This is a genomic window from Streptomyces sp. NPDC088812, from assembly GCF_044750285.1.
In the GTDB taxonomy this organism is placed as follows: Bacteria; Actinomycetota; Actinomycetes; order Streptomycetales; family Streptomycetaceae; genus Streptomyces.
Map to the genome: position 1 here is coordinate 340552 of NZ_JBIVJP010000003.1, position 13393 is coordinate 353944.

Sequence of the window (13393 nt, forward strand, 5' to 3'; positions counted from 1 at the left end):
AACGTGCGGGTGATCAGGCGGACTTCAGCGCGGGCCAGGTCAGTGCTGTGGCCCCCCAGGTGGCGCCGCCTCCGAAGGCGGCCAGGACGACACGGGCGCCGGGAGCGAGGTCCCCCGTGCCGTGTGCGTGTGCCAGGGCGAGCGGGATGGAGGCCGCCGCCGTGTTGCCGACCCGGTCCAGATGGATCACAAGCCGCTCCACGGGGATGTCCAGTTGCTCCGCGACGGCGTGCAGGATGCGCAGGTTGGCCTGATGGCCGACCAGCCGGTCGACGTCGTCCGGCTGCCATCCGGTGTGGGCGAGGGCGGCGCGTGCCGATTCGGACATACGGGTCACCGCGTGCCCGAACACCTCCCGGCCGCGCATGGAGAAGTAGCCGTCGGCCGGATCGGCGTCGGGATGGGGGTGGGGCTGCTCCGAGCCGCCGGCCCGCACCGTGATCAGGTCGGCGAGCGAGCCGTCGCTGCCGAGGACGATCCGGCCGAGGGCGCCGGGCTCACCGGGCTCACCGGCGCGCAGCACCACGGCGCCCGCGCCGTCGCCGAACACGACGGCGCTGGCCCGGTCCTGCGGGTCGATGAGGGTGCTGAAGGCCTCGGCGCCGATGACGAGGACCTGTTCGGCGGCCCCGGACGCGATCATTCCGGCGGCGGTGGTGAGCGCGTACAGGAATCCCGTGCAGACGGCGGAGACGTCGAAGGCCGGGCGTCCGGTGAGGCCGAGGCGGCGGGCCACCTCGGGGGCGGTGGCCGGACAGGGGCGGTCGGGCGTGGTGGTGGCGAGCACCACCGCGTCGACGTCCGCCGTGCCTGCCGACTGCAGGGCCCGCGCCCCGGCCTCGGCGGCGAGGAGGGATGTGGGCATGCCGGCGGAGACGAAGTGCCGGGTGCGGATGCCGGTGCGGGTGCGAATCCACTCGTCCGAGGTGTCCATGCGGGCGGCGAGGTCGTCGTTGCCGACCACGTCGGGCGGCAGCCACGCGCCGATGCCACTGATGACGGCGGCTCTCACGCGCGGCCTCCCCGGGCGAGGACGGCTCGGTCGGCGCCTTCCGTGCCGGCGCTTGCCGCGCCCGCGGTGACCAGCGCCTCCACCCTGGCCGTGGCGTCCGCGGCGTCGGTGAAATGCACGGCGTGCCAGCCGGCTTGCTCGGCGCCCGCGCAGTTGACCGCGAGATCGTCGACGAGCACGCACTGCTCGCCGGGCACCCCGGCCCGCTCGGCGGCCATGCGGAAGATCTCCCGCTCGGGCTTGCGGCAGCCGGACTCGTACGACAGCACCACCGCGTCGAAGAGTCCCTCGGGCGGCACGGCCAGCCGCCAGTGCCGGTCCCAGGCGGGCGGCATGTTGGACAGCAGCCCGACGAACACTCCCTGTCGGCGCAACCGGTGCAGGGTGTCCAGCCAGGGCTGGTTGACCGCGCGGTCGGCGAACCAGCGCGCGGGGTAGCCGCTGAGATCGACGTGGATGCCGCTGTGCGTCGCGAGGGCCTCCTCCATCCGGCGCTCCCAGTTCTCCTGGGTGAGCAGCGGGGTGTCGAGCGGTGCCATGACGTCGTCACCGGCCCCGCAGTCGTGGGCCACCTGCCGCATGGCGGCGAGGAGCGTGGCCGAGGGCACCCCGAGCCGGGCGCAGAAGGGCTCCAACGTCTCGGCCACCGGCGGGGTCAGCACGCCACCGTAGTCGGTCCAGACCGCGCGCACACGCCCGGTCGCGAGCGCCATCAGAGCTCCTCCGCGACGCCGACGGCTATCTCGCTGACGACGGTGCCGTCCTGCCGGAAGCGCACGGCGACCTCGTCGCAGGTGCGGCGCACGGCGGCGACCCGGACCGGGGCGTCGAGTTCGGCGAACCGGGCGAACCTCGACTGGTAGCCGGTGATCCGCACGCCGGTGCCCGCCGCGAGGAGCGCGGCCTGCCGGGCGGCCTCCATGAGGATCATCGCCGTGTAGTGGTCCTGCGGGTGGTCGAAGTGCGTACGGTGCCCGGACGGCACCGCCACCACGGCGGACACCCCGCCGGCCACATGGCGGGCGTCGGCGAGCGCCACGTTGGCGGGATCGCGACGGGCTACGTCGGCGGGCGGCACGGGCGTGCCGGGCGGCACGGCGGGCAGTGAACCGGATAGCGGTGGCGCCGACCTGCGGTGGTAGCGGCGGACGATCTCCGCCTCCTCCGCGGGCGAGTAGCGGGCGGAGATGTCGCAGCGGCCGAGGACTGCGCCACCGAGCGAGAGCTCCAGGACGTACCGCGCGGCCCGCACCGTCCCGGAGCGGACCTGGCTGCGGGTGACGGCGGCCTTGATGTTCAGCTCGCGGGGCCGGTCGTGAGGCGGGAGCGGGGTGTCGCCGGTGAGGGCGAGCGCCCATTCGGTGACGTGGAAGGCGCTGTCCCTGGCGACGCCGAGGCCGCGGTGGGCGATGCAGGTGGCGAACTGCCGGCAGCACTCCAGGAGGAGCATGCTGTCGGGGCCGTCGGCTGCCGGGCCCGTGTGGTCGCCGAAGTAGTAGTGTGCGGGCGGCAGTTGGGCCGCAGCGACGTAGGTGTCCGCGGACAGGTCGGCGTAGTCGGTGAGGAAGACCTCGCTGACCGCCCAGCGGTGGACGTCGCCGCGGTCGACCGTACGTCGGTAGGAGAGGGTCGGAGCGGATGTGACCGCGTCCGGGGCGAGGGCGCTCTGGGGGAGGGGCATCGTGTGCTGCTCCTTGGGCAGTGGCCGGGCTCGTGGCTCACATTCTTCGAACGCCGGACAGCCGTCAGCCAGAGCCTTCTGCCACCTGTGCGGCTCATACCCTGGAAATCGGTACCAGTTAGCCGGGGTTCAAACACCCGATCTACCCTACTTTGAACCCGTTGACAGACCTCCGCGTCTTGTCGACGACGCATCAGCGCCGGGGCCGGACGGCTGTCGGCGACCGGAGCCGCCACCGGAATCCTTCAGGGTGGTGCAGGACTCAGGGGTATCACGCACACCACGTTCCACCCTCTGATTTCGTGCACGATGGTCATCCGGCGTGCACCGGCCGCACGAGCCGACGTGACGCCCTCTTCTCCCCCACCCCTCACCCGCACGCCCTTACCCCCGCACGCCCGTTCCCCCGAACGCAGGAGGTGTGACGCTCACCGTGGACAGCGAAGCACTGGTCGTCGGCGCAGGGCCGACCGGCCTGATGATGGCCACCGAGCTGCTCCGCCGCGGGATCGACACCAGAATCGTCGACCGCGCGGCCCGAAGGAACCCCCATGCGAAGGCGATTATCCTCCAGCCGCGCGCGCTGGAGGTGATGGCCCGCCTCGGCCTGGAAGAACGCATCCGCGACGCGGCCCTGCCGGTCGTCGCCGCCAACTACTACACCCGCGGCCGCCGCGTCGCCCGTATCAACTTCCGTGGTCTGAAAGGCAGTCGCTTCGGCACTCCACTCTCCCTCCCGCAGAACGAGACCGAGGGACTGCTGCTCGAAGCGCTGCACGAGGCGGGTGGGCGGGTCGAGTACGGCCAGCGGCTGACGGCCCTCGCGCAGGACGACGACAGGGTGGAGGCCGACCTGTCGGGGGCCGTCCACCGCACGGGCCGGCTGCTCGGCTGCGACGGTGCGCACAGCGCGGTCCGCGAGCAGCTCGGCGTCGCTTTCACCGGGCCGACCTACCCCCAGTCGTTCGTCCTCGTCGACGGGGAGTGGGAGACCCCGCTCGCACCTGCCGAGGCGCACTACTTCATGGGCCCCGCCGGCGTGCTGGTCGTCGTCGGTCTTCCCGGAGGCCTCATACGTGTCTTCGGCAGCGCCCCCGAAGGCGCCACCGAGGAGAACGTCGAGGAGACCGTGCGGGCGATCGCCGCCGAGCGCAGCCCGGTTCCCCTGGAGCTGGCCTCTGTCACCGGCTCGGGCCACTTCCAGGTGCACCGCAAGATGGCCGACCGGTTCCGCGAGGGGCGGGTGTTGCTCGCGGGCGACGCCGCGCATGTGCACAGCCCGGCCGGCGGGCAGGGCCTGAACACCAGTATCCAGGACGCTCACGAAGCGGCCTGGCGCCTCGCCGACGTGATTCGTGGCCGGCTGCCGGAGACCGCGCTCGGGGCGTGGGAGCGGGAACGTATGCATGTCGCGCGTGCCGTGGTCACCGACACCGATCGGCAGACCCGCCTGTGGACCTGGGGCGGCTGGCGCGAGCGGGCCCGTGACCTTGCGGCGTCGGCCGCTGAGCGCAGCGGTGTCCTCGACCGCGTCCTGCCGTCCCGCTTCGCGCAGATGGACCTGCGCTATCCCGCCGAGGGCCCCGCGCTCGGGCCGCTCGGCCCCGGAACACGGCTGCCGGACATCCCCCTTCCGTCCGGCGGCCGCACCCACGACCTGCTGCGCGACGGGCGGCACGCGCTGCTCGTCCTCGCGGGTCGTACCCCCTTCGCCGAGCGGGACGTGCCCGTCTGCGCGCACCTGGACGCGCGGACCGCGCGTGCCCTGGGCGCACGTCGCCCGGGAGCCGTGCTCGTACGTCCCGACGGCGTCGTCGCCGCGGCCGCCGCCCTCGCCGACACCGCCGCCCTGCGCCGCCTCGAACAGTTCCTGCCCGCCCGCCAGGGCGACCCCGGGACCACCACGTCGCCCCACCATCCGTAGCCCACGAGGAGAAGGCATGACCACCACCACACCGCACACCCTGGACCGCGTCCTGCTCGGCGGCCGGCTGGAGGTGTCCGCGATCGGCCTCGGCTGCATGGGCATGGCCGAGTTCTACGGCGACCGCGACGAAGCCGAGTCGATCCGCACCATCCACGGAGCCCTGGACCGGGGCATGGACTTCCTCGACACCGCGGACATGTACGGCGCCGGCCTGAGCGAGGAGATCGTCGGCCGCGCACTGGCCGGCGGACACCGCGACCGGGTCACGCTCGCCACCAAGTGCGGGCTGATCCGGACCCCGGACGGCGTACGGGTCGACGGGAGCCCTCGGCACATCGCCGAGGCCGTCGACGCCAGCCTCAAGCGCCTGGGCACCGACCACATCGACCTGTACTACCTGCACCGGGTCGACCCCCAGGTGCCCGTCGAGGAGTCGGTCGGCGCCATGGCGGAGCTCGTCGCCGCCGGAAAGGTACGGCACCTGGGGCTCTCCGAGGCCGGTTCGAAGACGATCCGCGCGGCGCACGCCGTGCACCCCATCACGGCGGTGCAGACCGAGTACTCCCTCGCCAGCCGCAACCCGGAGCGCTCGGTGCTGCCCACGGTGCGGGAACTCGGCATCGGCTTCGTCGCCTACAGCCCCTTCAGCCGCGGGCTGCTGTCCGGCGAGATCTCCGGGGCCGAGCTGGCCCCGGACGACATGCGGCGCGGTCTGCCCCGGTTCTCCGAGGACAACCTCGACGTCAACCAGCGGCTGGTCGCCAGGATCGGCGAGCTGGCGTCCCGACTGGGCTGCTCACCGGCACAGTTCGCACTCGCGTGGCTGGTCGCGCAAGGTGTCGTACCGATCCCGGGGGCTCAGAAGCGTACGCACATGAACGAGAACGCCTCCGCGGGAGCCGTCACCCCGACCCCCGAAGTGCTGCGGGAGGTCGACGAGATCGCGCCGCCCGGTGCCTTCGCGGGCGAGCGCTTCCCCGAGCACCTGCTCGCCATGGTCCAGGAGGACTGAGAAAACTGGACGGACATCGGAGGGGCCCGGGTGCGCTGAACGCACCCGGGCCCCTCCGATGTCGGTCCGCTGTCACCAGGACGTGCCGCCCGCCCGCTCCGCGGGAGCGATGAGCTGGTCGGTGAGGGAGGTGAGCCGCTGCTGGGTGTCGGCGCTGTAGGCGAGGCGGTGTGCCTTGGCCCGGCGGCTCTCGTTGTAGTACTGGCCGCTCGCGCCCCGTGCGCCCTCGTCGAGGGCGTGCAGCACGGCGGCCGTCCCCTCGGCCACCGAGGACCAGGGACGCACGCCGGCCTCGGTGACCATCGTGGTGTCCATGTAGTTCGCGGGGTGCACGCAGTTGACCCGGATGCCTTCGCGGGCGTAATCCTCCGCGATGGTGAACGTGAAGGCGGCGAGCGCGAACTTGCTGCGGGTGTACGCCTCCATGCCGTCGTAGCGTCGGGTGAACTGGACGTCGTCCGGGTCGAAGGGGCTCTGCCCGATCGACCCGATGTTGAGCACCTGTGCCGTACCCGCCGCACGCAGAGGTGAGCGCAGCGCGCGGGTGAGGAGCACCGGCGCCAGGTAGTTGACGGCGAACCTCAGTTCGTAGCCGTCCCGGCTCAGTTCGCGGCGGCGTGCGTCACGCCCTGCGCCCACTCCCGCGTTGTTCACGAGCAGCCCCAGCGAGGGGTGCTCCGCGGCCACCCGCCGGCCCAGCCCGGCGGCCTCCTCCAGGGAGGCGAGGTCCGCGACGTACGGGTAGGCCGTACCGCCCGCCGCGCGCAGCTCGTCGACGACGGCGGCGCACCTGTTCTCGTCCCTGCCGTGCACCAGGACGATCCAGCCCCGGTCGGCGAGGGCCCGCGCGAGGCTCCGGCCGAGACCGGAGGTGGCGCCGGTGACCAGGGCGGGGGCGCGCGGCGGCTGTTGTCCTGCTGAGCGCTCGTGTCGGCTCATGAGTTGGGTCCTTCCTCCGGCGCGGTGGGCGTGCGGAGTTCGATGGCGACCATGACGAGAGTCCGGTCGGAGAGGTTGTGGACGTAGTGCCGCATGGGCAGGGACTCGCCGCGGTTGTGCACCACCTGTCCCGTCTCCAGCGACACCGCTTTGATCAACTCGCCGTTCTCGTCCAGGGATTCACCGTGCGCCCCGGAGAGCACGACGGTCACCCAGGGGTGGCGGTGGGTGTGGGCGGGCCGCTGCTCGCCGGGGGGCACGGTCTCCACCCAGCATTTGACATGCTCCTCGTCGATGAGCAGTTCGGCCCCCAACTCCTCCCAGGGCTCAAGCGGCATCCCGCACCTCCGTGCGCTCGCCGGAGGGGCGGGGCGCGGCGATCCGCGACAGCAGCCGCCGCGGGTTGTCGACCAGGAGGGTGCGCACCGTCTCCTCGTCGACGCCCGGCTCCTTCAGGAGAAGCGGCAGGACGCGCTCGAAGAGATGGACGTAGCTCCAGCCCGGATACGTGCGTTCCCGCTGCTCGGCCGTCAGGTAGTCGATGTGCACCGGGTGGTCCTGCGAGACGAGCAACTGGGCCGTGTGGCCCGCCCGGACGAGCGCGGCCAGGGTGGCGTTGCGCTGCTCGTCGGCGGCGAAGGGTGTCATGCCGTAGCGGTCGTAGCCCAGGACGCAGCCGGTGTCCGCGAGGGCGCGCAGGCCCTTCAGGTCGGCCGAGTCCCCGGCGTGCGCGACGACCACGGAGCCCGCCGCCACGCCCTCCTTCTCCAGGAGCCGCACCAGGTGGACGCCGTTGCCCTCGAACGGGTCGCAGTGCACCACCACCGGTACGCCGGTGTGCCGGTGCACCTCGGCGACGACGGCGGCCATCCGGTGCGCGGACGCGTCCGGCGGGGTGCGCTCGCAGGCGAACTTCACCAGGCCCGCCCGGACTCCGCTGTCCGCGATGCCGGTGGTGACGTCCCGCAGGAGCAGCTCGATCAGCGGGTCGTCCGCCTCGATGGCGGCGCCGGGGCCCCGGAAGCGGGCGAAGAGCGGTATGCCGTCGACGCTGTAGACGCCGGTCGCGAGCACGATGTTCACCGGAGTGCGCTCGGCGACGGCACGGACCAGGCCGATGTCGCGCCCCTGTCCCAGCACCGTCATGTCCACCAGGGTCCGCACCCCGGCCGCGTACGCCTGCTCCAATTGACGCACGGCCTCGCGCACTCCGGCCTCACGGTCCCACAAGTGGGGGAAGTTCGCCTGGAATTCGGAACTCAGCACGAAGAGATGCTCGTGCGCGAGCGTGACACCCAGGTCCGCCGCGGCGACCGGCCCGCGCACCGTCGGTACGGGGTCGTGCGGGAGGGGACTTTCCGTACGCACAGGGAACCGCCTCGGAATATCGGAAGAACCGCCATGGTGCCGAGCAGGTCGATGCACCCGGCAACAACCCATGGTGGCCCGCCCGCGAAGGCCTAACCAGGTGGTGTTCCAACTAGCATGAAACCCCGTCTCCCTGCCTCTGGCGCGAGCTGGCAGCGTCGATTCCGGCCGGGCGGTCATCTCCGGGCCGGCCGACACGCATCCCGTTCGCTCGTCACCAGGAGACAACCTTGTCCGCTTCCCCCTCTTCCCTCTCCGGCGCCCGTGTCGTGGTGATCGGCGGCTCGTCCGGCATCGGCAAGGCGGTGGCCCGGCAGGCCGCCGCCGCGGGTGCCCAGGTCGTCGTCGGCTCCCGCTCCCAGGACAAGCTGGAGCAGACCGCCAAGGAGATCGACGGCATCACCACCGGTGTCGTGGACGTGACCGACGAGGAGAGCGTCGCCGCCTTCTTCGCGGACATCGACTCCCTCGACCACCTCGTCGTCTGCCCCGGCGACATGGCCGTCGGCTCCGTCTACGACGTGTCCCTCGACTCGGTACGCGCCGCCCTCGACACCAAGATCGTCGGCCAGCTGCTGAGTGTTCGGCACGCCGGCAAGAAGATCTCGGGCCAGGGCTCGATCGTGCTGATCGCCGGTGCGGCCGGCTTCAAGTCGTACGCCGACATGAGCGCGACCGCCGCAGCCAACGCGGGCATCGGCGGCATGGGCCGCTCCCTCGCCGTCGAACTCGCCCCGGTGCGCGTCAACGTCGTCGTCGGCGGTCTGATCGACACCCCGCTCTGGTCCTTCCTGCCCGAGGAGGCCCGCGCGGGCCTGTTCGAACAGACCGCGCAGAGCACCCCGGTGGGCCGCGTCGGACAGCCCGACGACGTCGCGGCGACGGTGCTCCACCTGCTGGAGAACACCTTCGTGACCGGCGCGGTGCTGCACGTCGATGGCGGCGGCACGCTGTGAGCGAGGCGGCGCACGGCGGCGCGACGGGCCTCGCGGGGCCTGCCGCGCCGCCGCGGCCGCGGGTCGGCCGGATCACCGTGCTGCTGCTCGCGGCCGCCTGCGGTCTGTGCGTGGCCAACCTGTACTATCTCCAGCCGATCCTGCCCGAGCTCGCGGCCTCGCTGCACCGCACGCCCGGCTCGCTCACCTCCTCCGTCTCGGCCACCCAGTTCGGTTACGCCCTCGGCCTGTTCGCGCTGGTACCGCTGGGCGACGCCGTCGACCGCAGACGGCTGCTCACCGTCCTGGTGACCACGGCGGCCGCGGTGCTCGCGGTGATTCCCTGGGCCGACGGCGGGCTCCTCGTCGGCCTGTTCTTCCTGCTCGGCCTGGTGAGCGTCGCCGCCATGGTGATCGTGCCGCAGGCCGCGGGCATGGCACCGCCCGAACGGCGCGGGCAGGTGGTGGGCACCGTGATGACCGGCGTCATCCTCGGCGCGCTGCTGTGCCGGACCTTCGCCGGAGTGGTGGCCGACCTCGTCGACTGGCGGGCCGTGTTCTGGGGTGCGGCGGCCCTGATGCTCGGGGTGGGCCTGATGCTGCGCCGCATCCTGCCCCCGCAGCCCGCCGGAACGCCCCTGACCGCGCGCGGGTACGGCCGGCTCATCGGCTCGCTGTTCTCCCTGGTCCGGGCACGGCCGGTGATCGTGGAGCGCTGCCTGTACGGCGCCCTGGGGTTCGCCGCCTTCACCGTGCTGTGGACCGCCGTGCCGCTCCGCCTGATCCAGGGGCCCTACCACTACGGCTCCGCCGCGATCGGCGCGATGGGGCTGCTCGGTGCGGGTGGTGCCCTCGGCGCCAACCTGGCGGGCCGGTTCGCCGACCGGGGACGTCAACGGGCCGTCACTGCCGCCGCGTTCGCGCTCATCGCCGTGTCGTTCGCCGTGGTGTCGGTCCTGTCCTCTTCACCGCTCATGCTCGGCGCGGCGATTCTCCTGATCGACTTCGCGGTCCAGGCCGCGCACATCTCCAACCAGACGACGGTCTTCGCCCAGGTCGACGACGAGATGCGCAGCCGCGTCACGACCGTCTACATGACCTGCTACTTCCTCGGCGGTGCAGCGGGCTCCGCGCTGACGGGTCCCCTCTGGGCGCACGGCGGCTGGCCGGACACCGCCCTGCTCGGCTGTGCCGCGGGCGCCTGCGCCCTGCTCCTGCTCCTCGGCCACGCGGCGGTGCGCCGCGCAGTGACCTCACGAAAGGCGACGGCCGCCACCGATGACTGACACATCCGATTCCGTCTTCGTTGTGCCCGGCATCCCGGCACAGGGCGTGTCGGCGATCACCCCCGCCGACCCCCGCTACCCCTCCCTCACCACGCGGTCACGCAACACGCGCTTCACCGGCCGGCCGGACCGGGTCCATGTGCCGCGTACCGCCGAAGAGGTACGCCGGGCTGTCACGGCCGCCGTCCACGGAGGGTCGCGGCTGGCGGTACGCGGCGGTGGCCACGGCCTGGAGGGCCTGGTGGACGACCCGGCGGTGCGCACCCTCGTCGACCTGTCCGAGCTCGACGACGTGACGTACGACGAAGGCCGGGCGGCTTTCGGCATCGGCGCGGGCGCGCTGCTCGGCTCCGTCTACCGCTCCCTGTACCTGAACTGGGGCGTGGCCCTGCCCGGCGGCACCTGCCCCTCGGTCGGGCTCGGCGGCTATGTCCAGGGCGGAGGCTTCGGCGCGCTGTGCCGACGACACGGGCTGATCGTGGACCACTTGGAGGCGGTGGAGGTCGTCGTCGCCGACGGCTCGGGTGAGGCCCGCACCGTGGTCGCCTCCCGGTCCCCCTCCGACCCGCACCACGATCTGTGGTGGGCGCACACCGGCGCGGGTGGCGGCAACTTCGGAGTGGTCACGCGCTATTGGTTCCGCTCCCCGGAAGCGGAATCGGACGCCCCGCGGGATGTGCTGCCCCGGCCTCCGAAGACGGTTCTCTTCGCTTCCGCGGAGTGGCCCTGGGAGTCGCTGAGCGAGCGGGACTTCGCCAGGCTCGTCCGCAACCATGGCGACTGGCACAGCACGGAGGACGGCACGGACCCGACGTACGAGAGTCTGTACAGCGCGTTGTACCTCAACCAGCACGCGGTCGGCCGGATCACTCTCAGCGCGCAGCTGGACGGCTCGGCTCCCGACGCACACGACCGGCTCGAGGAGTACATCGCTGCCATAGGCAGCGGCGTACGGACCCCGTGCCGGATCACCTGCACGGGCATGCCCTGGCTGAGGGCCACCCAGCGGGACGTGGAGAACCGAGGAGAGCTGACACGCTCCAAGAGCAAGGGCGCCTATCTGCGCCGGCCGTATTCGGCCGCGGAGACCGAGCTGCTCTTTCGGCGTCTCTCCGACCCGGACTACGACGGTCATACAACGGTGGTGCTGTTCTCCTACGGCCGGAAGGTCAACACCGTGGACCCCACGGCGACCGCCGTCGCCCAACGGGATTCGGTCCTCAAGAGCTATCTCGGCACGTATTGGACCGATCCCGCCGACGACGAGCGGCACATCCGCAGAATCCGGGAACTTTACCGGGATCTCTACTCGGAGACAGGCGGAGTGCCCGTCTCCGACGCACGTACCGACGGCTCGTACATCAACTATCCGGACGTGGATCTGGCCGATCCGCGCTGGAATACCTCAGGCGTTCCCTGGCACACGCTGTACTTCAAAGGGAATTACCCCCGACTCCAGCGGGCCAAGGCCGTATGGGATCCGCGGAATGTCTTCCGGCACGCTCTGTCGGTACGGGCGTCCGACTGCCTCCGGCCGAACGGAACCGCACCCTGATCCGCTCCTCGACCAGATCGCGGAAGCGGTCGATCAGCCGGCTGTCCAGAACGGGCTGGTAGACGACGAGGGTGGCGTCCACACCCGCGAGCCGCAGCTTCACATAACCGAGTTCAATCCGCCCCAGAGTCGGGTGGTCGAAGCAGCGTACGGACGGCACGGACGGAGCGAGGTCGAGCCGCTCCCACAGTTCCTGGAATTCCGGGTGCTCGACCTGTAGGTCTTCGATCATCCTCGCGTATGCGGGATGGGCGAGTTGATCGGCGGCCTGCGCGCGGAAAAGTGCCACCGCTTCAAGGGCGTCCTGCTCCCAGTTCGGGTACATTTCCCGGGCCTGCTCGTCGAACATCATCAAGAGAGTGTTGCGACGACTGTGCCCCAAGGATTCGAAATAGGGAAACAGTGCGCAGAATCCCTGATTCCAGGCCAGTACATCGAACCGGTGATTCACGATGAAGGCGGGCAGTGGATCCTGGAATTCGAGGAAGGTCAGATACTGCTCCGGAATATGCTCCCGAGAGCAGGGCGCCCGCCCCGCCGGCGGTAACTCACCGGCCAGTCGGAACAGATGCCCGGTCTCCGTCGTATTGAGCTGCAAGGCCCGCGCGAGACCGTTCAGGACCTGGCTCGACACTCTGATCCTGCGGGCCTGTTCGAGCCATGTATACCACGTCACACTCACCCCGGCGAGCTGGGCGAGCTCCTCTCTGCGCAGGCCCGGCGTACGGCGGCGCCCGTACGAGTTCTTGATACCGACAGCCTCCGGCGCAACCCGTTCGCGTCGGTTACGAAGGAAGGCGGCGAGCTCTTTTCTTTGCTGTTCGGTGATTGTCATAATGCGCTCCCCCTCAGCATCATCCTCCCCATCGGATTGCAACGGGGCACCCCGACCCTACATCCTTCAGTCATTACGTGGGTGCAATGGACACGGATCGCGACGCCCAGTAGGCATTCCACTTTTGCGGGCTCTTTTGGAAGATTTTTGACTTGCCGCCCGGTGGAACTCCGTCTTAACGCTCCCGACATCTTCGATTCTCGCGGAGCGAGATTCATGTTCGAGATCTGAGACAAGATTTTACGCACACGGGGACCGGCACCCGAGCCGTTCGCCGGCCAGGGCTCCGGCGTCTTCCTCGGGTGTCCGGTTGATCATGTGATGCCGTAGCGGCAAAGGGTGCGATGGCGTTCGGCGTGGGCTCGGCGTCCGGCGGCGGTGTTGACGTGCCCGGCGGTGATGGCCGCCGCCGCACGCCTCTGGCAAGAGGACGCCCACCACAGACCGGACCACCCCCAGTCTGGACGGCATTGGTCCGGTCGTGGAAGCCCTGATCGGGACCCCGGTGCCGATGGGATCGCACGTGACATCGCTGCCACGGCCATGCTCCGGTGGGCGCCGTCGGCCCGGCCCGGTCAGCCCGTCCCGCGGCCGCGGTTGCCGGGGCGGGAGGCGACCCAGGCGAGGACGGTGTCGACGTACCAGTAGCGTCTGCCGCCCTCGACGCGGTCGGGCGGGGGCAGCAGCCCGTGCTTGCGGTAGGAGCGCACGGTGTCCGGCTGCACGTTGATGTGCGCCGCGATCTCCTTGTAGGACCAGAGCCGTCGGTCGGGCATGGATGTACCTCCCCGTGTGGCCGGGCGGCGGCCGGGAGGCCGTCCGGGGGAGCCCGGCGTCACGCTG

General features: G+C 71.2%; 12 protein-coding genes and 1 pseudogene. 5 read left to right on the plus strand and 8 right to left on the minus strand.

All coding sequences use genetic code 11. The features are described from left to right. Positions 1-13: 13 nt before the first annotated feature. Genes ACIP67_RS07695 through ACIP67_RS07705 form a run of 3 tightly spaced genes read right to left on the minus strand, consistent with a single transcriptional unit; the run spans position 14 to position 2693 of the window. Positions 14-1012: a beta-ketoacyl-ACP synthase III gene (locus ACIP67_RS07695; protein WP_401688872.1), complete on the minus strand. Its 999-nt coding sequence runs from the start codon at positions 1010-1012 to the stop codon at positions 14-16. Next, on the minus strand, positions 1009-1725 hold the full coding sequence (locus ACIP67_RS07700; protein ID WP_401688878.1) for an HAD family hydrolase: 717 nt from the start codon (positions 1723-1725) through the stop codon (positions 1009-1011). The genes ACIP67_RS07695 and ACIP67_RS07700 overlap by 4 nt, the downstream gene beginning before the upstream one ends. After that, positions 1725-2693, minus strand: a complete 969-nt coding sequence (locus tag ACIP67_RS07705) for an AfsA-related hotdog domain-containing protein (RefSeq protein ID WP_401688881.1) — start codon at positions 2691-2693, stop codon at positions 1725-1727. Before ACIP67_RS07705 ends, ACIP67_RS07700 begins: the two co-directional genes overlap by 1 nt. A 433-nt stretch (positions 2694-3126) precedes the next feature. On the opposite strand from ACIP67_RS07705, the gene ACIP67_RS07710 reads away from it, so the two are divergent. Together ACIP67_RS07710 and ACIP67_RS07715 are read left to right on the plus strand one after the other, a co-directional pair. Next, on the plus strand, positions 3127-4617 hold the full coding sequence (locus ACIP67_RS07710) for an FAD-dependent monooxygenase (protein WP_401688884.1): 1491 nt from the start codon (positions 3127-3129) through the stop codon (positions 4615-4617). A gap of 16 nt (positions 4618-4633) precedes the next feature. Beyond that, positions 4634-5632, plus strand: a complete 999-nt coding sequence (locus ACIP67_RS07715; RefSeq protein ID WP_401688887.1) for an aldo/keto reductase — start codon at positions 4634-4636, stop codon at positions 5630-5632. Positions 5633-5704: 72 nt separating this feature from the next. Here ACIP67_RS07715 and ACIP67_RS07720 read toward each other — a convergent pair whose 3' ends face one another. The 3 genes from ACIP67_RS07720 to ACIP67_RS07730 are packed head-to-tail and all read right to left on the minus strand — an operon-like array spanning position 5705 to position 8119. Further along, on the minus strand, positions 5705-6571 hold the full coding sequence (locus tag ACIP67_RS07720) for an SDR family NAD(P)-dependent oxidoreductase (protein ID WP_401688890.1): 867 nt from the start codon (positions 6569-6571) through the stop codon (positions 5705-5707). After that, positions 6568-6909 carry a cupin domain-containing protein gene (locus tag ACIP67_RS07725; protein ID WP_401688893.1) on the minus strand — a complete coding sequence of 114 codons (342 nt, stop codon included), beginning with the start codon at positions 6907-6909 and terminating at the stop codon, positions 6568-6570. Before ACIP67_RS07725 ends, ACIP67_RS07720 begins: the two co-directional genes overlap by 4 nt. Next, complete coding sequence (locus ACIP67_RS07730; RefSeq protein ID WP_401688896.1) at positions 6899-8119, minus strand: phosphotriesterase; 1221 nt, start codon at positions 8117-8119, stop codon at positions 6899-6901. The genes ACIP67_RS07725 and ACIP67_RS07730 overlap by 11 nt, the downstream gene beginning before the upstream one ends. 50 nt (positions 8120-8169) lie before the next feature. On the opposite strand from ACIP67_RS07730, the gene ACIP67_RS07735 reads away from it, so the two are divergent. Genes ACIP67_RS07735 through ACIP67_RS07745 form a run of 3 tightly spaced genes read left to right on the plus strand, consistent with a single transcriptional unit; the run spans position 8170 to position 11715 of the window. After that, positions 8170-8895 carry an SDR family oxidoreductase gene (locus ACIP67_RS07735; protein ID WP_401688899.1) on the plus strand — a complete coding sequence of 242 codons (726 nt, stop codon included), beginning with the start codon at positions 8170-8172 and terminating at the stop codon, positions 8893-8895. Then, the gene (locus tag ACIP67_RS07740; RefSeq protein ID WP_401688902.1) at positions 8892-10160 is read left to right on the plus strand and encodes an MFS transporter; all 1269 of its coding nucleotides are present in this window, start codon (positions 8892-8894) and stop codon (positions 10158-10160) included. Before ACIP67_RS07735 ends, ACIP67_RS07740 begins: the two co-directional genes overlap by 4 nt. Next, positions 10153-11715: an FAD-binding oxidoreductase gene (locus ACIP67_RS07745; protein ID WP_401688905.1), complete on the plus strand. Its 1563-nt coding sequence runs from the start codon at positions 10153-10155 to the stop codon at positions 11713-11715. Before ACIP67_RS07740 ends, ACIP67_RS07745 begins: the two co-directional genes overlap by 8 nt. Before the next feature lie 61 nt (positions 11716-11776). Here ACIP67_RS07745 and ACIP67_RS07750 read toward each other — a convergent pair. Further along, positions 11777-12550, minus strand: a pseudogene (locus ACIP67_RS07750) (helix-turn-helix transcriptional regulator); the annotation flags it as partial. 575 nt (positions 12551-13125) lie between these two features. Then, positions 13126-13326, minus strand: a complete 201-nt coding sequence (locus tag ACIP67_RS07755) for a MerR family DNA-binding transcriptional regulator (protein WP_401688908.1) — start codon at positions 13324-13326, stop codon at positions 13126-13128. Between the last annotated feature and the right edge of the window lie 67 nt (positions 13327-13393).